General features: G+C 37.2%; 11 protein-coding genes and 1 pseudogene. 2 read left to right on the top strand and 10 right to left on the bottom strand.

Features of this window, described 5'->3' with window-relative positions; all coding sequences use genetic code 11:
* Nucleotides 1-50 precede the first annotated feature (50 nt).
* Complete coding sequence (locus CALHY_RS02370; protein WP_013402420.1) at nucleotides 51-815, top strand: tRNA (adenine-N1)-methyltransferase; 765 nt, start codon at nucleotides 51-53, stop codon at nucleotides 813-815.
* Nucleotides 816-858: 43 nt separating this feature from the next.
* Here CALHY_RS02370 and CALHY_RS02365 read toward each other — a convergent pair whose 3' ends face one another.
* The 8 genes from CALHY_RS02365 to CALHY_RS02330 form a co-directional block, all read right to left on the bottom strand.
* The gene (locus CALHY_RS02365) at nucleotides 859-1,836 is read right to left on the bottom strand and encodes an Rpn family recombination-promoting nuclease/putative transposase (RefSeq protein WP_013402419.1); all 978 of its coding nucleotides are present in this window, start codon (nucleotides 1,834-1,836) and stop codon (nucleotides 859-861) included.
* Nucleotides 1,837-1,988: 152 nt separating this feature from the next.
* Nucleotides 1,989-5,216, bottom strand: a complete 3,228-nt coding sequence (locus CALHY_RS02360; RefSeq protein WP_013402418.1) for an S-layer homology domain-containing protein — start codon at nucleotides 5,214-5,216, stop codon at nucleotides 1,989-1,991.
* Between the two features lie 20 nt (nucleotides 5,217-5,236).
* Nucleotides 5,237-6,415: an ABC transporter permease gene (locus CALHY_RS02355; protein WP_013402417.1), complete on the bottom strand. Its 1,179-nt coding sequence runs from the start codon at nucleotides 6,413-6,415 to the stop codon at nucleotides 5,237-5,239.
* 3 nt (nucleotides 6,416-6,418) lie between these two features.
* Nucleotides 6,419-7,096: an ABC transporter ATP-binding protein gene (locus CALHY_RS02350; RefSeq protein ID WP_013402416.1), complete on the bottom strand. Its 678-nt coding sequence runs from the start codon at nucleotides 7,094-7,096 to the stop codon at nucleotides 6,419-6,421.
* A gap of 25 nt (nucleotides 7,097-7,121) precedes the next feature.
* Nucleotides 7,122-9,113, bottom strand: a complete 1,992-nt coding sequence (locus CALHY_RS02345) for an HlyD family efflux transporter periplasmic adaptor subunit (RefSeq protein WP_013402415.1) — start codon at nucleotides 9,111-9,113, stop codon at nucleotides 7,122-7,124.
* Nucleotides 9,114-9,147: 34 nt separating this feature from the next.
* Nucleotides 9,148-9,969 carry a hypothetical protein gene (locus CALHY_RS02340; RefSeq protein WP_013402414.1) on the bottom strand — a complete coding sequence of 274 codons (822 nt, stop codon included), beginning with the start codon at nucleotides 9,967-9,969 and terminating at the stop codon, nucleotides 9,148-9,150.
* Nucleotides 9,970-10,185: 216 nt separating this feature from the next.
* Entirely contained in the window at nucleotides 10,186-10,749 is a 564-nt protein-coding gene (locus tag CALHY_RS02335; RefSeq protein ID WP_013402413.1) for a hypothetical protein, read from the bottom strand.
* Between the two features lie 24 nt (nucleotides 10,750-10,773).
* On the bottom strand, nucleotides 10,774-12,066 hold the full coding sequence (locus tag CALHY_RS02330; protein WP_013402412.1) for an HD domain-containing protein: 1,293 nt from the start codon (nucleotides 12,064-12,066) through the stop codon (nucleotides 10,774-10,776).
* Nucleotides 12,067-12,646: 580 nt separating this feature from the next.
* On the opposite strand from CALHY_RS02330, the pseudogene CALHY_RS14140 reads away from it, so the two are divergent.
* A pseudogene (locus tag CALHY_RS14140) lies at nucleotides 12,647-13,831 on the top strand (ISL3 family transposase).
* A gap of 301 nt (nucleotides 13,832-14,132) precedes the next feature.
* Here the strand turns inward: CALHY_RS14140 and CALHY_RS02320 are convergent.
* Nucleotides 14,133-17,213, bottom strand: coding sequence for an S-layer homology domain-containing protein (locus CALHY_RS02320; RefSeq protein ID WP_013402411.1), 3,081 nt, complete (start codon nucleotides 17,211-17,213; stop codon nucleotides 14,133-14,135).
* A 160-nt stretch (nucleotides 17,214-17,373) separates the two neighbouring features.
* Nucleotides 17,374-19,479 carry a methyl-accepting chemotaxis protein gene (locus CALHY_RS02315; RefSeq protein WP_013402410.1) on the bottom strand — a complete coding sequence of 702 codons (2,106 nt, stop codon included), beginning with the start codon at nucleotides 19,477-19,479 and terminating at the stop codon, nucleotides 17,374-17,376.
* Nucleotides 19,480-19,609: the final 130 nt, after the last annotated feature.

Genomic DNA, 19,609 nt, shown 5'->3' with positions numbered 1-19,609 from the left:
TTCAAATTCAAAAGCAATATATTGGTAAATTGTACTAAAGGAGGCATAAGATGGAGCAATCGTTTGATACAAAGAGAGTAATCATTGGTCCAGAAGGGTTTAAAAAGGTTGTTGACATATCAGTGCCAAAAAGAGTTAATCTTCCAACAGGGTATATTGAGTCAGACAAACTTGCAAAAATTTCTCCTGGCGGAAGCTTTTTTGCAAATGATGTTGAGTATTACGTCTTCCCGTGTGACACGTTTGACTATGTTATGCACTTTTTGAAAAGACACACACAGATAGTCTATCCAAAAGACGGAGCATATATTCTGATGAGACTTGACATACACCCTGGAAAAAGAGTTGGTGAAGCTGGGACAGGCTCTGGTGCATTTACGCTTTACCTTTCGATGGCTGTTGGCCCGGAAGGAAAAGTGTATACATATGAGCAAAGAGAAGAGTTTTACAAAATGGCTGAGAAGAATATAAAAAATTTTTCAAAGTTTGAAAATGTAGTTATGCACAACAAGTCAATAGTAGAAGGAATTGAAGAGAAGGATTTGGATGCATTCTTTTTAGATATCAGAGAACCTGAAGAAGCAATTAGCGCTGTGAGAGAGGCTTTAAAACCTGCAGGGCACTTGGGAATACTTGTTCCAACAACAAATCAAGTGTCAGAGATCCTCACAGCCTTGCAAGCACACAGATTTTATGTCTCCGAAGTTGTTGAAATAATGATACGTCAATACAAGCCTGTGCCAGAGCGTCTGCGACCTGATGATAGAATGATAGGTCATACCGCTTACATGATTTTTGCAAGGAAGATTTTGTGATGTAGAGTCAGTCAAAATAAAATCCTTGATGGCAAATTGGCCATCAAGGAATAAGCTCTTTTCGAAGCTTTCTTATCTCATCAATTTCAAGCTCGGTAAGCTCTGCTATTTCATCATCACTATAGCCTTTTTGAATAAGCTTTTTTGCCATTTCAACCTTGGCTCTGTATATTCCCTGCTGAATCCCTTGCTGAATCCCCTGCTGAATTCCCTGCTGAATTCCCATATTAAACTCTTTTGTCTTTGTCTCATCAAGCAGCCTTGCAACATTGGATACAAAATCACCCATTTTACCTGCACCTCCTTCTTTTATCCTTGCTACTATTTTGTCATACTCTGCTTTGAGATCCTCTGCAAGTCTTGGCCGTATAATATAATGTGCCCAGTTTAAAAATCGGTCAATATTTCTTCTGCTCAAACTCTTTAAATTTGCTTCTATTTCGTATAGCCTCTTCACAAGTTCATTTTTATCTTCTCTTACCTGCTCTAAATAGAAAACTATCGGACCGAGTACATCTTCTTGTTTTTCCAAAAACTTTTTCATATCAAGCTCTATAATATCAACCACCCGGTATTTAAATATATCATCCCTGAATATATCAAAAGCTTCCATTAAGTTTGTTGATATATTCCATCTTTCGTCAATTCCGTTATAAACAACTATCGGTATAATTGCAGGCAAAACTTCTACTCCTTTTCTTATCTCTTGTGCCCATAAGCTTATCATGTATTTTAATATTCTAAGTTGCATATCCCTCTTTACTGTTGACTGATTCTCTATCAAAATGTAAAAATACACTTCCCGTTCCCTCAACCTTGCTTTTGCAATGACATCAGCTTCTATCTGCATAAAATCCTGGGTTAAATAGTTTGTTTTTACCAACTCAATTGAATCTTCGTCTATCATCTCTGCCCATTTGTACTTTAGTATATCTTTTACTAAAAGAAGTATATCCTCTTTCTCTTCAAATAAAAATTTAAATGTGGAATCATGTTCTTTAGGAGGCAAATTTTCACTCAAAACATTTGCTCCTTTCATTTTTAGATTTTTTGCTTTAAGCTGATTTTATTGTTCAATTATAATTATACCACAAATTCTCTATTTTGTCTTAAGAAAAAAGGCCGCCTTCGATATCGAATTGGCGGCCTTTTGAAAGCTATTATTCAATTTAGTTACGGATTTACCATGCTCACAACCTTGCCATCGTACCCTAAGATGAGGTACACTCTCTGACCAACTTTGAAGGTGTCAGAAAGAAGCACAGACGGGTCAAAATCTTCGCTCACCTCATATGTCTTGTCTACAAGCTTTCCTGTTGTTAAGTCTACTACGCTCACAACAATAGACTTTGGTGTGAACCTCGTTGGCTGGTAGCTCTTGATATAACCCTCAACCCTGTCATCTACAACAAGTATGATCTTATTGCCACCCCAGATGTCTGTCACAGCATAGACAACATCATTTTTCTGAATATAGCTGTAATCTACAACATCTCCGTCTTTTATAACCTTATTGCTGCCGCTTATGTCCAAATCACCTGCTTTTAAAGTCAGATATGTCTGCTCGTTTGCAAGGTATGGTTTGCTGTATACAGGGTCAAATATTACACAGTAGTCGTACCCGTTCTTTTGTGTTGATATCCCAAACACAAGCGATGTTGCCCTTTGCATCTTCTGGAGCGCTGCTGAGTAGTCAATTTTTGTGCCGCTGTAGTAGTAGGTTATGTTCTGTGGCAAGGTCATCTCAACCTGCGTTCCGCCCTTGTCAACTGTTACTTTGCTTCCAAGAGCGTACACAACTGTCATGCCATCTGTTGAGTTGAACTTTTTGTAAACAAGAGTTATCTGGTTGTTTGAATCGACATAAAGCCCGTATTTTGCGCCAAGCTCCAGGTTTACGTTCTGGTTTGACGGCAGGGTCAAAATGCCCTTGTCTGTCAGCACCTCATTTTCTGCAAGACCTTTTGTTACCTTACTTGTGCCCATTACAATGACTTCCATGTATGTTCCATACTCATCATAGTATGGGTCTTGGATGATTGCGTACTCATAAGAACTTCCTGTCTGATTGTAGCCAAAATAGATTTTCTGACCTGTTTTGAGAATGCTCTTTAGCTGATCATAGCTAAGCTTATTCCCATTGTAATAATACATGGGTTTTTGAGGAAGAAGCATCGTGTTTTCAGTGCTGCCTTTTTTGAGCTTTACATTTGTATCATTAACCACTGCCGTGATCTCCGCTGACTCCACGTTGTTAAGCTTTTTCACAACCTTGGTGATTGTATCATTTTTGATGTACACGCCATACTTTGCTCCAACAGAAAGCTTTCCTGCCGTGCTGCTTACAACATATATGCCCTTGTCTGTTAGAACCTCGTTTGTTGCAAGCTTGCTTGACGACACAGCATCTGCCATTACTATGACCTCTGTGTATGTGCCATACTCAAGAGAGTATGGGTCCTGAATTACAACGTATTCGTATGTCTTGCCGTCCTTTGCATAGCCAAAGTAGATTTTCTGACCCGCTTTTAGCACATTTTTAAGCTCAGTATAGTTTGTTTTTGTACCATTGTAATAATAAACCGGCTTTTGAGGTAGAATGATGTTCTCCTGCCCCTGAGCACCTTTTAGCTTGACGTTAGTATCGCTGACAACATCTGTCACTTCATACTGCGCAGTGTTATTCAACTTCTTCACAACAAGGGTTATTTTATCGTTTTTGACATAAAGTCCGTACTTTGCACCAAGTTCAAGCTTTGTATCAGCAGATGGAAGGTAAAAGATGCCCTTGTCAGTCATAACCTGGTTGTTCTCAAGGCTTGAGTTTAAAAGTGCATCCTGCAAAACTATTGCCTCAATATAATTCCCGTACTGTGTACCGTATGGGTCTTGAATAACATATGCCATGATTTTGCCTGTGTCAGGGTCTTTTGATACATAGAGTATCTGGTCTTCTTTTAAAATGTTTGGCAGATTTTCATAGCTCTGTTTTGTGCCTTGATAGTAATATACAGGTTTGCTTGATAGCTGAATCTTCTGTGTCTTGCCGTTTTGCTCAACATCAAGTGTGTAATCATCTATATTTTTGATGGTAAACTTGTCAGATACCCATACCTTTTGCAAAGCTACTGTAATTGTATCATCTTTTATATACACTCCATACTTTGCTCCAATTTCAAGGTTTTCAGGTTTTATCGAAGATGCAACAAAGTATATTCCCTTGTCTGTCTGAACCTGGTTTTCCTCTAACGACGATGATGTTTTAGGAGTTGCCAAAATCAAAACCTCATCGTAGTTTCCATAAATCTCTTGTGCATATATGTCAAAAATTACTACAAAGTCCACTTTGCTCCTATCTTCAGAATATATAAAGCTTATTTTCTGGTTCGGTTTTAGCACATTTTCTATTGTGTCATAACTCTGCTTTGAGCCGTTGTAATAGTATGTTGCTGAAGATGGCAAAGTGATTGATTTTTTCTTTCCACTTTCCTTGTAATATACAGTCTTTCCATCAGCCTTTGTGCTGACAATCTGGAAAGAATCAGTCTCAATGCCAAACACTTTTGTAATTTTATTGCTATCGACCTGAAGCATGTACTTTTTCCCAACTTCAAGTTGCGTCTTTGTTGCATTCACAAGCACTCCGCTGTCTGTCAAAACCTCATTTGTAAGAAGCTTTGAAGAAGTTTTGCCGGTATCAAGCACAACATACGATTTGTAAAGCCCAACATACTCAGAAAATTTTGTGCCGCTGCTGCTTTGGTTTGATGCTGATACTCCACTTAAAGCTGACTGGGTAGATTGAGCTTGATTTCCACCAGTTTTGACCTCAGTGTCAAGAAGCCTTGATAGCATCAAGGCAAGAGCCCAGCGCGGAACCTTTTGCGACGCAGAAAGGTTTATTCCTTTTATAAGCCCAAGCTCTGATGCCTTGTCGATATAATTCTGCGGCCAGATGCCAGAAAGGTCTGAGTCGGAATACCCAAGCATCCTAATAATGGCAGTTGTTGCCTGAGCAAAGGTAAGCGGGTCATTTGGATGGAACCTGTTGTCTGCCATTGGTGTCATGTATTTTTTCTTTACTGCCCAGTTGACATATCCGCAAAGGACGGTATTTGGCTTTATATCAGGATACTGGGAATATCCTTTCTGAAGATTTGCCTCATCCTCTGCGTTTGAAATCTTTACAATCGCAGCTGCAAACTCGCCGCGTGTGATGTTTGCGCTGGGCTTGAAATAGTCCTTGTAAACAAGAATTCCAAGCTTATTTAACTTTTCTACTGCCTGCTTGTAACTTGCATTTGCTGGAATATCCTTGTATGCTGCAAAAGCAGAAGACAAACCAAAATTTACAAGCACAAAACCAAGTAGCAAAATGACTGCCAAAAACTTTTTTCTCATCTTTCATATCCCCTCCAAGCTTATTCGTATCTTAGCGCTTCTATCGGGTTGAGGCGCGATGCTTTTGATGCCGGGAACAGTCCAAAGACTATTCCTATAGCAAGTGAAATTGTAAACGCAAGAACAGCCCATGGTATTGAGAATATAGCTGTTGCAATATTAAGTTTTGACATTACTCTTATTGTCACAAATCCCAGTATTATACCCACCACTCCACCAAGCCCTGTCACAACAGATGCTTCTATCAAAAACTGAACAAGAATATTTCTTCTCTTTGCGCCGATTGCTTTTCTGATTCCAATCTCTCTTGTCCTCTCTGTCACAGACACAAGCATGATGTTCATGATGCCAATTCCACCGACAATGAGCGAAATTGCAGCAATTCCGGCAAGCATAAGCGTGAGTGTCTGGGTTACACTGTTTAATGTGTCAAGTAGCTGGGCTGTATTGAAAACTCTAAAAGCTGTAGAGTCATTGTAAATCTTCATGAGAAAATCGTTGAGATAGTTCATTACAGCTTCACTTCTGTTACCATCCGTGATTTTTATCGCAAAGTTTCGGATTATTGCGTTTCGTGTGAGCCTTTGTGCAACTGTTACAGGGACTATCACCTGGTCATCGTCTGACTGCTCCTGCGAATTTGCCCGCTCTTCTAAAACACCAACAACTGTGAATATCTGCCCGTTTATCTTTATCTTTTTCCCTATCGGGTTTTGCCCGTTAAATAAATCCTTTACGATGTACGTCCCAACAAGCGCAACCTTTTGACGGTAGTCCACATCAATTGGCAAAATAAACCTTCCGCTGCTGACGTTGACGTCTCTGACAGTGCTGTAGTCTGCTGTTGTTCCAACCAGGGTTGTATCGTGGGTGTTTGTTCCATACTTGAGCGTGACAGAGCTCGATACAGTTGGAGCTATTGCCTCAATGTCGTCTTGGTGCTGCTCGGCAAACTGCTGAAGCTCTTCATATGTGACGTTCCTGTTACTGTTTCTTCCTGTGATGTTTATTTGAATGAGATTTGTTCCAAGCCTTTGCAGCCTGTCTGTTATGCTTTTGGTGCTTCCCTGGGCAAGCCCAACAACCGCAATCACTGCCCAGATACCGATGATGACACCAAGCATAGTAAGAAAAGACCTTAGCTTATTTGAAAGGATGCTCTTTATTGCCATCTTGAAAGCCAAAGCAAACTGAGCCACCTGTCAGCTCACCTCCTTGTCTTCTATTATTTGACCATCCTGAATCCGCACAATTCTTCTTGCCTGAGCTGCTATGTTGTTGTCGTGTGTGATTAAAACAATTGTGCTACCCTGTGCATGAAGTTCCTTAAATATTTGAATTATCTCAGCACCTGACTTTGAGTCCAAGTTTCCTGTTGGCTCATCAGCAAGAATTATTGCTGGGTTTGTGACAAGCGCCCTTGCAATTGCAACTCTCTGCTGCTGACCGCCAGATAGCTCTCTTGGTCTGTGGTGCATTCTATGTTCCAAGCTAACCCTTGCAAGAGCTTCTTTTGCAAGCTTGTGACGCATAGAGGCCGGAACACCTTTGTAGATTAAAGGAAGCTCAACGTTTTCAAGAGCTGTGAGCTGTGGTATCAAGTTAAAGTTTTGAAACACAAAGCCTATCTTGCTGTTTCGAATCTCTGCAAGCTGGTTGTCATTTAGCCTGCTGACTTCATGACCATCCAGTATGTATGTGCCAGATGTTGGTGTGTCAAGACAGCCTATGATGTTCATAAGAGTTGATTTTCCTGAGCCGGATGGACCCACTATTGCAACAAACTCGTGAACATTGATTTTCAGGTTAATACCGTTTAAAGCATACACCTCATTTTCGCCCATTTTGTAGATTTTGTAGATATCATAAAGTTCGATCATAGCAAACTTTCACCTTCTTTTTTTATTACCTGTTTGTGTTACTTCCCTGAGAACCAGACGACTGATTTGTTCTGCCAGTACCGCTTTGGTTTTGTCTGAACTGTCTGAACTCGCCTGGCATTCCACCACCTGGTCCGCCAAACCCGCCCATTATGTTAAATCCCTGCTGAGTTTGCGTCTGGGTGCTTGTTGAGCCTGTAGAAAGCGGTGGCAGGACAACGATATCGCCTTCGCTAAGTCCGCTTACAATCTCGATGTATGAGTCATTGTTTATACCAACCTCAACAGGTCGCAAAACTGCGCCTTTGTAGTAACTGTTGTTAAGTAAACTTGCCATCCTTCTTGTTCGCAGCTGCGAAGAGCTACCTGTGCCTTGACTATTTTGCGACCATGAACCTCTTGACTGGCTATTTCCTGATTGCTGTGCACTTTCTGTGTTGCTGCCTTCTTGCTGCCATCTTTGTCGCCAGTTTTGTGAGCCTTGAGCAGAGCTTTGCTGATTATTTCCAAAACCTCCCTGCGGGAAAAATCCGCCAGTTTGCTCTTGCTGAGAGCTATTTTGACTTGAGCTTTTTACAAACACAAAGTACCTGTTGCCGAATTTCTGGACAGCTTCAAGCGGCACCATCAAAACATCTTGTTTCTGGTTTACTATTATCTCAGCATTTGCGTTCATGCCAATCTTGAGGTTCTTGGGATTGTCAATTGAGATCGTAACAGAGTATGTTGTAACGCCGTTCTGGGTTGTTCCCTCAAGCGGGATTTTGGATACTTTCCCTGTCAGCGGGTTTGTCTGGGTCTCTGGTAGAGCATCAACTGTTATATTTACTTTTTGCCCTACTTTTATTTTAGCAATATCAAGCTCATCTATGTCAACCCTAAATACTAAATTTTTGTTATCAAATACAGTTGCAAGTACCTCTCCCGCTTTTATGTTATCGCCTTTTTTGAAGTTTATATTGGTCACAACACCGTCAAACGGAGCTTTAATGTAGTAGTTTTCCAAGTTATCCTCTGCATCCTTTAGCTGGTCCTGCAAGTTTTTAAGCTGTGTCTGGTAGTTCTTGAGCTGTTTTGACAGGTCATCGTTTGAAAGTTTTAAAAGCACAGCTCCTTTTTCAACAAACTGGTTGTTTCTTGCAAAAATCTCTTCAACCTCACCGTCAACCTTTGCCTTGACATTTTCTTTGTCTACATACTCCAAGGTTGCATCCTGCGTGCTAAGATATACTTCAGCTCCTACCTTTATCTCAGCACTTGCCTTCATACCTTCCTGCAGAGCGCCGGGGTTTGAGATTGTGATCTCAACATCAAAAACTTTGCCACCGTAGTCATTTGTGTAAGTTGTGTTCCCAAGATAGCTTACTGTGCCCTGGATTGACTGTGAAATGTCAGGAATGTAAACAACTGCTGGCGCACCTATCTTGACCTTGCCGAAAAGCGCTGCTGAAAATGGTAATGTAACTTTCAGCTTTGATGTATCAATTATTGTCAAAACGGTTGAACCTTTTGAAATTCTGTCTCCTTCTTGAGCATTCAGATTTTTAACATACCCTGAAATGGGTGCGGTGATAACAAGGTTTTTGATGCTCTCCTGAACATCTGCAATTGAGGAGTTCACATCGTCAATCTGACTCTTAATTGAATCAATCTTGTCCTTTGCATCCTGGCTTTCAAGCTCAAATATGATATCTCCTTTTTTGACTGTGTCGCCATCGTTAAAGTTGACTCTTGTTATTGTTGAGCTGACAGTAGATGTCAAATCAACACTCTGAGCAGACTCAATCGGACCGGAGCCCGAAACGGTGACAGTGATGTCTCCTCGCGTCACTCTTGCCGTTCTCTGTTGAACTGTTTGCGTTTGATTCTTTTTGCCCTGAATGAACTTGTAAATGCCAAACCCACCTGCCGCTAATATGGCTACAACTAATATAGAAACTATAATCCTTTTTGCAGCTTTGTTTTTAAACCCAATCTTAATCTTTGGAGATTTTAATGATTTAATTTTAAATGCCATATGCACACCCTTCCTTTCACACTTTTCTGCTTTTTTACTTTGAACTGCTCTGGCTGTATGTTCCCATCACCATAATCCTTTTTGCAGTTGTTTTTTTACTGTCAGAATACCAGATGTACACTATGTTGTTTGCTTTCAAATCCTTTACAGTCAGCTTCTTTTCTGTCATCTGACCATTTTGAAATGTTCTTGTAACAATCACTGTCGACTTTGAAATTGCTATTGTCTTTGTTTGGCTTGATAGCTTTAGATTCATCATGCCTCTGCCAAATCCACCTTGAGGTGGCTGAGAAGCCATTCTTTGCTGAGGTTGATTGTTTGATGTGTTTTGCCTTGGCTGTGGTCTTTGTATTGTTGCAACTGTGATGGTTATTTTGTTTGACTCAACTTTTTTGATAACACCAATAGCTTCTGGTGTCTGATACGGGTCGTATGTACCCTGGATAAGAATTCTTGAGATGGTTTTCTTTTTGCTATCTGCATACCAGATGTACAAGATGTTGTTTGTCTTTAAGTCCTTTGTTAATAGCTTTTTCTCTGTTACCTGACCATTTTGAAATACTCTTGTTACAATTGATGTTTTGCTTGAAACTGTGATTGTCTGTGTTTTGTTTGTCAGCTCAATTCTACCTCTTCCAAATCCTCTACCATCGCTTTGAGAAGAGAGCTTTGCGATGTAGATTGTGATTTTACTGCCAGATAAACTCTTTACAACGCCAATTAAATCTGGCTGTGAATTTTGAGTGCTATTTGATTGGGCATGCGATATATTCCACGGTAAGATCAACACTGCAGTTATAAAAGTTGATACTAACATAAGGCACATATAAGCTTTCAGGCTTTTTGGCATTCTCATTTTCTATTTCTGCCTCCTTCTATGAAGATTTTTCCTCTTTAAAATATATTAGCAATAATTTGTGAATAAATTTTTAAATTTTTATAAACAAATTTTAATGAAATGTGAAAATTGTGAAATGCGGGAAAATAAAAAAGGTGGGCTAAATACCCACCTCGCTTTTAGTCATAACCAGAAAAATTTAGCGAAGATAATAACATTATCTTTTTCATCAGTCTAACCCTCTATTTTTACAAAACCGTTTTCTTCTAAAAACTTAATGGCTTCCTCTATTTTTTTCTCGGTGTATTTATTGCCTTTTAACCTTTTCACTTTTTCTATAATTTCTTTTTTATTAAGCTCATCAGTCCCTCGAATTTTTAGTTGATTTATCACGTAATCCACTGTTGCAATTAACTCCAATTCAGAAGCGTTAAAGCTCGACAAGTTTTTTATTAAATCTTTAATCTCTTTTGAGTCTATCATCTCTATATCATGATGGCTCAAATATTTTTCATCATCAGATACTTCTTCAGGAATTATTTCATGAGTGTATCCATCTTTTGGATCAATTCGTACTAATCTATTCATTTCTAATCTGTGTATATCATATTCTAACTGGCTACTGTACGGACCATAATAGTGAATCGAAAAATTATAGTTAAGGTTTAATCCCTTTCTCTGCAGCAAATACACCACTTTTTGCAAAAACTTCTTACCTACTTTGTTTCCTGTACGTGAGCAATGTTTAGTAAACTCTTTTATCAAATACCACAATATCAGGTCTTTGTTTTCTTTCATAATGTAGGTGCCTCCCTCCCCTTTTTAATTTGAACGTTTCATCATATTCTGTATTTCATTTACTATTTCCTCTGCTTCTTCCTTTTTATCCTCAGTAACATATATCCTTTTTATATTTATTGGTTCAGTCATCTTTTTTATAACCTCTGAAGCAATACTTATAGACATCACTTCTTTGTTTTTCTCGTCTATTATAGGGATTGCTTTTTCACTATCAAGTTCATATTTTACAGGTATCTGATGAATCATTTTGTCAGCCGAATCAAAAAGAAGATTTTCTTTGCCAATTTTTTGTATAAGACTGTTTTTTATCAAATTATGAATAGATTCTTGATCTTTGTTAGCATGAGGCGGTGTTTCGTAAATACAGCTCATTATCTTTCTCTTTAAAAGTCTTTCTGCACATTCATTTTCTTTGCTCTTTTCTCTGATAAGTTCACTGATTGTTACATCGTCATATTCTAAAAATTCATTAATGTCTTTGGGATATTTACCCTCTTTCAAAGCAGACTTCAAAAAAGAAAAAAGCATATTATCCAAGAACCTTCGAGTTTTGTGAAAGTAAACTTGTGTAAACATAAAATATCGAGCTAAAACAAACTCTTCAAAAGCGTGCATTCCGCCTTTTTCAATAGCAAGATGAAGTATACCTTCATCATTCTTCCAAATGGTAAGAGTGTTTATTAACCTTTCCAAATCAAACTTTCCATAGCTTACTCCACAGTAAAGTGAATCCCGTAAAAGATAATCCATCTTGTCACAGTCTAATTCACTGTCCATAAACTTTCTTAGAAACATGAAATCAGGATTTTCTATATTTTCTCCTTTGTATATAGAACAAATCAGCTCAGGAGTAATATCATAGTCTTTACCGTAGAGTTTTTTGAATCTCTCTCCTATCTCATGAATATAATCCCCTATCTCTGTTTGAGTTGCTATCATGCAACTGTAATCTTCATGTTTCAAATCATCTGGAAAAAGCTCTTCTGATGCGTGAGAAAAAGGAGCATGTCCGATATCATGAATCAAAGCTATAAGTCTCAATATCTGAGTATACCATTCTTTTTGAGGAATATCAAAAATATTTGTCTTCTCAACAACTGTCATGAATGCTTTTGTAACAAGATGCATAACGCCCAATGAATGTCCAAACCTTGAATGTTCTGCTCCATGATAGACGTAATGGGAAAATGCCAGCTGTTTTATATTGCGTAATCTCTGAAATGGAAAAGAATCTATGATTTTCAGTTCTAAATCATTAACTTGAATAAAACCATGAACTGGATCTCTGAATTCATAGATTTCATTTGCACTCATTTTGACTCTCCAATTTCAAAATACCTTATCTAAATATATTTTTCAAAGTAGAAGTTCTTGTGACAAAAGAAAATATGTTCTGTGTGTTTATTATAATAAAGGGAATAAATTTTTGCAAATATATTTTATTTGAAGTAAACATCTTTTTAGTTGTCTTATTTGCCATTTAAATTAAAGTAAGGCTTAAAGCAATTAATCCTGTGAGTAAAAGTTTTATGAAAATATTTTTCGGAAACAACGAATTTCTTTGACACATAGTATCCTAGTAGTATAACAGAATAGTTTAATAAAAAGCTGAATATATAAGAGTAAAATACATTTGGATACATTAATTTTGAAAGATTTGGCGAGAGGATTTTATATATTGGGTGGTAGTTAGGAGTTTGAAGTAAATTTTAAAATACGTCGCATAGGTAGAAAATAAAAAGTTGAGCTTTTGGACTATTTTCCTATAAGAATTATGGCTCTATAATAAATATTGGGGTGGGTAAAATAAAAAGAGCACTTGTTCTGAATGCCTGGTATAATATTATTGATAAAAAGGAGAAAAACACAAAAGAAAAGGAGGTATTCAGAACAAGTGCCTGACATAAATTATATCACCCAATTATTAAAATCTGAAGATGTAATAATAGAGGATATAGTGGAAAATGCAACTGAAGTAGAACTTTATATAAGACTCAGGCAAAAAGTACATATTTGTCCTAATTGCAAAGCTCAGACTTCAAAAGTTCACGATTACAGAATTCAAAAAGTCAAAGAAATACCGATGTTAGGAAAGAAGACATACATTGTATTAAAGAAACGTAGATATGTTTGCAAGGTTTGTAAAAAGAGATTTTACGAACAAGTTGATTTTTTACCAAAACATCAAAGAATGACAAATAGGTTAGCAGCATGGATAGTAAGTCAATTAGGAAATATAGTTAGTATGACAGAAGTTGCGAAGTTGTCAAATGTATCAGTTTCGACAGTTATGAGGTTATTCGATAAAGTTAGTCCAGTGGAAGCAAAAGATGAATTACCAGAGGTCATATGTATAGATGAATTTAAAGGACATGCAGGTGGAGCAAAATATTAATGTATAATTGTAGATCCTTTAAATGGCAAGATAATAGATATTTTAAAAGACAGACGACAGGAGGTTTTAACAGAATATTTCAAGAGATTTAAGAATAGAGATAAGGTAAAGTATTTTATCTGCGACATGTGGAAGCAATTTGCTGAGATAGCAAGGATATATTTTAAGAAAGCAAAGGTAGTTATAGATAAGTTTCACTTTGTGAGGTATGTTTACTGGGCGGTAGAGAATGTGCGTAAAAGAACACAAAAGAATTTGTGCAAAAGTCTTAGGAAGTACTTTAAGAGAAGCAGGAAATTAATTCTTAAAAGATATGAGGAACTTAAGCCTGAGCAGAGAGAAGAATTAGAAGTAATGTTTTTATATGCACCGGAATTAAGGATAGCTCACAGATTGAAGGAAGAATTTAACAAATTATTAGAAAGTAAGACATGTGATGAAGCAAAGGAGAAGCTCAAGAAATGGATAGAGATGGCAGAATCAAGTAATGTGGGAGAATTCCGAAGGTGTGTGAAAGTATTTAGAAATTGGTTTTCAGAGATAGTGGAATCATTTGAGGTACCATATACAAATAGTTTGACAGAAAGATTTAACAACAAGATAAAAGTTTTAAAGAGGAAGGCATATGGTTTTAGGAATTTTGAAAGGTTTAGGAAGAGGATACTGTATAGTTGTAGAAACTAGAAGATAGGAGACGAAAAATATTTAAGAAAATTCATTTTGGTAAGGGATAAAAGAGGTTGATAAGTTTTGATAATTAGATGGTTATAACTGTTATTGTTGTAATTTAATGCATACTAAATTAAACTGAAAGGTGGGCATTCAGAACACCCACCCCAACTCTTGACAAAGAGCCAGAATATCGATGTTGTTGTATGTGGGATGAAAAAAGGTAGGCTTAATACCCACTCCAACTCTTGGCAAAGAGCCAATAAAAAAAAAGGCGGGTACATTGTTTTACCCGCCTTTTTAGTTAGTAATAATCTTATTTCCATGTTGCATTTACACTTGTCGCTGCCAATTCATTGTTGTTCACGCTCAAATCTTTAATTCTCTTAGTTACATCATATGGTGGTACATAATCAACTCTAATTGATTTATATCTTTTATCTCCATTAAATTTAAATATTAATTTATTTGGAACTGAGTTATCGAAGCCATCTATAGCAGTTAATGATCCATCAATATAAACTCTAAATTGTTGTGTGTAGTCATCTAAGTAGGTAAATGAAGCAACGTTTACATTTTCACTGAAGTTTATTGTTACATATGTTTGACCAACAACTGTTTGATATGTTGCTTCAACAGTTGTAATTGTTGGTGCACAACCATCGCCTACTGTTAAAGTTGTAATTGCTTGACCACTATTATCAACAAATCGAATCTTTCTATCATATATGTCTCTTGTTGAAAGCCCTGCCGGATTCAAAGTAACTGTTACATCTCCACCACCAGCATCGGTTCCAAGTGATGTAGCTAAGGTTATTATAATATCACCATTATCATCTAACTTGATACCTGTAATGGTAATCTGTGTTTGTCCATCTTTTACAATAAAGTCACCTGCTGATAATGTTGGTGAAAATACTGAACCACTAGTAATATCCAACTTTATTTGGTTTGTTGCAATTTGAGCAGCTGTTTCAACAGTTGGAGCTGTTGATGTATCTACAGGAGTAGCAGCTACCAACTGCCCAGCCATTGTATTACCAGCTAAATCTTGAACATTTACAATTTGAACTTGAGTAAGTTTACTCAAATCTGTTCCTGCAATTGCAAAATCCATAACGACTGTCTTACCATCAGCTAATAATTTAAAGTTTGCAGATGTTGGTATTAATAATGAACCAGCTGAATTTAATACATAGTTATACGGGTTCAAAGCTGTTGTAGCGTTTACTGCTTCACTAAAGATAACATAAACTTTCTTAGATGTAGCATCATAAACAACTGATGAAACAGTTGGAGCAGTTTTATCAACAGCATTAATTGTTAATGTAGTAGCAACCATAGGATTATATCTTGGAGTATCATCGACGACATTCTTAACTGAAACACTGATAGTTCCTGATGTTGGTAATGGATAATTTGGATCGATTGTTACTATTAATTTATTTTTATTATTGTTAGCATCGTCTCTTTTAATATCAATTACTGGATGCAATGCATTATTACTATCAGTAATTGTTACATAATTACTCCAATCTCCAGATGGTGCAATGACATTCTCAGAGAAAATCAAAGATATTTGAGTTGGGCTATCTATGCTATAACTTGTAATTGTTGGTGGAGTCACATCAACTGTTACTGTTGGTATTGAAACTGATAATGTTGCCGAAGTTCCACTAATGTCAACTGCTGTTATTGTTAATGTAACACCATATGCTGGTAATGGACTACCAGAATAAAAGTTCAGTGTTACTATACTTGGATCATTTACATCAATTGATTCAACACCATCCCATGTTCCACTTGGAGATGCACTAACGCTCGTTATATCAGCTATCCCCTTATTAAATTTCAGTTGGACAGAAGTTTGAGTAGCTGATATTACAGTTGGTGTTGTAAGTGCAGTTGTATCAGATGACATGGTAAATGTTTTTGGTGTATTAATCAATAAATATTGTGCATAGTCCTTTATCATATAATCTGTATTTGTTGAATATTTATTGAATTCAATAACGTGATTTCCTGCACTTAATGCAAACCCAAATGTCAATACAACACTTCTATAATCACTTGTATCTGGATCTGCTTTTACTGGATAGTATGAGTTATCAACAATATAATTTGCTGTATTTCCACTATTCAAAACAGGTTCACTGAAGATAACTTTTAGTTTCATTAAACCAATTGGAACAACATTTTCAACAGTTGGCGCTGTTGAATCAACGAACGGCTGAATTGTCGAGGTATAATCTTCCGCTAACCCAACTGCCTTTGCAACTGTTACTTTTGTTGTCAAATCACTGCTCATTGTATTGCTCAAGAATAGACGTACATTTGTCTTATCACTTGACAAAATAACTGAGCTTATTGTTGCTTTTGCATTTCCTAAATAAACAGTGTAATTATCTTTGTTTGTTGCTGCGCTTGCATCATCAACTGGTTTATTGAATGTAACCTTTATCTCTTTGTAGTTGAGTGCCTCAACCTTTGTAACTGTGAGTGGCACTGGAACTGCAACAAATGTCTTGCCTGTATCTTTACCCTTGAAGTAGAGCTTGTATGTTGCATTTGCTGTTTGAGCAGCTGTCTTGAGAACGATCTTGCCATTTGCAAAGTCTGACTTGTCTGTGTCAATCTGTGTTACTGCGACTGTCTTTGTATCATCTTTTGCGTCTTTGATTTCAAAATCGAGAGGAATTACATCTCCATCTTCAAGTGTTGCAGGCTCATTGTTGAGGTATACATCAACATAAACCTCAATTGTGTCATTTGCAACTACTTTAACATCTTTAACTGCTATTGTCTTCTCTGGTGGGAAGAATGCATTTGCGAATGCTACTGCTGCCTGACCTCTCTTGACAACGTCACCAATTCCAACGTCGTCTTCAATTCCGTTGAAGAAACCAAGTTCAAGAGCTTTTCTTACATAGTTGAGTGGCCATTTTCCTGAAGCTGGATTTTCACCTTTTGCTGCAACAAGCATCTTGCAGAGCTCTTCAAATTTGACTGATTTGTCTGGCTTGAATGTTCCATCTGGGTAACCATTTACAATGCCGAGGTCTTTACCTGCCTCAACATATGCAAATGCCCAGTGTGTGTTTGGAACATCGCTGAAGGATTGCTCAGCATAAACATAGTCTTTTACAACATCTTCTTGACCTGTTGCTCTGATGATCATTGCTAAAATCTCTGCTCTTGTAAGTTCCTTATCGAGCATCAGGTCGCCTTGCTCATTACCTTTCAAGATACCTTTGTCTTGGAGAATCTTTGCTGCCTGGTCATACACAGAACCTGTCTCTTCTGTAGTAGCTTCGTCCTGTGCAAACGCAGGCGCAATTATTGAGAGAGCAAATAAGAGAACTGTTACGATTGCGATGAGTCTTTTGAATTTTTTCATAACTACTCACCAAACCTCCTTGTATGATTTTTTAGTGATGAGGTTAAACTATTTAGTTTAGCCTCATCACTTACAGCTAAAATTTTAACAACAGCATTTTAATAAGTCAATAGGGGTTTAGCATTTGTAACCAAACTGTAAAATTGGTGAAACAATTTTATTACACTTTGAAAACCTGCATAGCCTCTTTTAAATCCTGTGCAAGCTTATTCAGGCTTTCTGCCATAGCTCTGAGCTCTTCAATTGCAGCAAGCTGCTCCTGAGTTGATGCAGAAACCTCTTCTGAGGATGCAGCAGTCTCCTGTGATATTGCCGAGATATTTTCGATGCTTCTCACAATAGTATCTTTTTCTTTATCAATTGCCAAGATCGACTGATTAATATTTTCAATGCCATCAATTAGCTCATCCATTGCAGATTTTATGCTTGAAAATGCCAAAGAAACATTTCTGACGGCTTCATTTTGCTTTTCAATAACATCTTCTACTTTATCAGCAACATCCTGAGCAGCTTTTGTCTGGCTTACAATTCTCTTTATCATATCCTCAACTTCTCTTGTTGACTCTTTTGACTGGTCGGCAAGCTTTCTAATCTCACTTGCAACAACTGCAAAACCACGCCCTGCCTCGCCTGCTTTTGCCGCCTCAATTGAGGCATTTAGAGCCAAAAGCTTTGTTTGTTCTGAAATACTTGAGAGCACCTGAATAATCTTTCCAATTGACCTTGAATATTCTGCAAGCTGGTTGATTGTTGAAATCATTGTATCTGTGATTTGCATGGTATCGTGTGAAACAGAATCCAAGATTGAAACTGTATTTTCTCCTTTTGTTGAAAGTTCAGCTACATTCTTTGAAAGCTTCTCCATCTTATTTGAAGCATCAACAATTGTCTCTACCTTCTCGCCAAACTTTGAAACTATCTCAACAACGTTTGTAGCCTCTTTTGCCTGATTTGAAGCACCTTCTGCAATCTCAGAAATTGCCTTTGCAACCTCGTTAGACGCTGCGGCAGTCTCACCAGCAATAGTAGAAAGAGTAGAAATAGAGCTTGTGACCTGGTCGCTCAACTTCACGCCTTTTTCAATGAGCCCTTTAATGTTTTTGATCATGTTATTAAAACTGTGTGAAAGAAATCCTATCTCGTCGTTTCGCTCAATATTTAATGCTACTGTCAAATCACCTTTTTCAGCAACTGCAAATGTGTTTGTAACAAGCTCTAAATCCTTTACCATTCTGAGCGCAAAGAAAATTCCAACTGCCAGCGCTGCAAGTGTGAAAATTATTGTAAGTACAATCACAAAAAGCTCAAGTTTCCTTGCAGAGCTAAGAAGCATCTCAACAGGAATCATGCTTACAATTATCCATTCTTGCTCGGGTATGCGCGAATATGTAACCAAAAATGGTTTACCGTCAAATACTGTGTTGAAAGCTCCTTTTGGATTTTTCCCTTTTGCCTCAGCCAGTATCTTTTTTATAAAAGGTGTATCTGCTTTTGGTGAAAGCTTTCTTGTTGTTTCCCATTCGCTTGGCAAAATGACTTTTCCAGATGGTGAAACAGCAAGCATGTACCCGCCCTGCTGGGAGATATTTGTGGACTGAAGAGCATTCCTAAACCAAAGCAAACTAACGTCCAACATCAAAACACCCAAAGTCTCAGAAGATGAGAGGTCCTTAAATGGAAGACCAACTGAAAAAGCATATTGTGGAATAGTTGGGCTGAGCTCATCTAGCGCTTCATGGTGATTTTCCAAATAAATCGGGCCATCCTTCTCTATAATTTTTTTATACCAGCTTGCAGATTTTAACTTGTTAAAATCCAAATCTTCCACAGAAAAATACGGATAAGCAAGAGAATTATCCTTGTTCACCAATATATATGCTTTCGAGAGCATCTGATTAGTAAGAAATATGTTTTGCAACATCTTATCAGCATCGTTTTTAAGTTTGTACTTTTCATAATCTTCCAGCGTTAGTTGTCGTGACTCTGAATAAAGCTTTTGAATTACATCATTAGACATAAGCTGCATAGCAAGGTCTCTAACAGTTTCAAAAACAAGTTGAAAATAGTGGCTGTTTGCTTCTGTTGCTGCAAGATATGACTTTTTGCTCTCGTTTATAACTGAATTTACAGACATAGAAATTGAAATAACGTCAATTATAATAATTGGTATGAGCAAAACCCCCACAACAAGAAGACTAAGTTTTCTACCAAGACCTTGTTTTAATATAAACTTTTTGAAAAATGATAATGGGTCTTTTTTAGACAATTTCCTCACCTTCTAAAATTTTAATTTTCATATCTTTGATTATACATCATTTAACAGATAATGTGTCAAGTGAATTTAATTATTTTGGATGAAGATCAAAAATTAAAGACCCACAAAAGAAGATTAACTT

It is taken from the genome of Caldicellulosiruptor hydrothermalis 108 (assembly GCF_000166355.1).
In the GTDB taxonomy this organism is placed as follows: Bacteria; Bacillota; Thermoanaerobacteria; order Caldicellulosiruptorales; family Caldicellulosiruptoraceae; genus Caldicellulosiruptor; species Caldicellulosiruptor hydrothermalis.
This window is presented reverse-complemented; position numbering and strand designations above follow the sequence as displayed.

What these genes read in the sequence shown, in the direction of transcription:
- CALHY_RS02370 (WP_013402420.1), top strand. Translation starts at nt 51, where the DNA reads ATGGAGCAATCGTTTGATACAAAGAGAGTAATCATTGGTCCAGAAGGG.
- CALHY_RS02360 (WP_013402418.1), bottom strand. Translation starts at nt 5,216, where the DNA reads ATGAGAAAAAAGTTTTTGGCAGTCATTTTGCTACTTGGTTTTGTGCTT.
- CALHY_RS02350 (WP_013402416.1), bottom strand. Translation starts at nt 7,096, where the DNA reads ATGATCGAACTTTATGATATCTACAAAATCTACAAAATGGGCGAAAAT.
- CALHY_RS02345 (WP_013402415.1), bottom strand. Translation starts at nt 9,113, where the DNA reads ATGGCATTTAAAATTAAATCATTAAAATCTCCAAAGATTAAGATTGGG.
- CALHY_RS02340 (WP_013402414.1), bottom strand. Translation starts at nt 9,969, where the DNA reads ATGAGAATGCCAAAAAGCCTGAAAGCTTATATGTGCCTTATGTTAGTA.
- CALHY_RS02335 (WP_013402413.1), bottom strand. Translation starts at nt 10,749, where the DNA reads ATGAAAGAAAACAAAGACCTGATATTGTGGTATTTGATAAAAGAGTTT.
- CALHY_RS02330 (WP_013402412.1), bottom strand. Translation starts at nt 12,066, where the DNA reads ATGAGTGCAAATGAAATCTATGAATTCAGAGATCCAGTTCATGGTTTT.
- CALHY_RS02320 (WP_013402411.1), bottom strand. Translation starts at nt 17,213, where the DNA reads ATGAAAAAATTCAAAAGACTCATCGCAATCGTAACAGTTCTCTTATTT.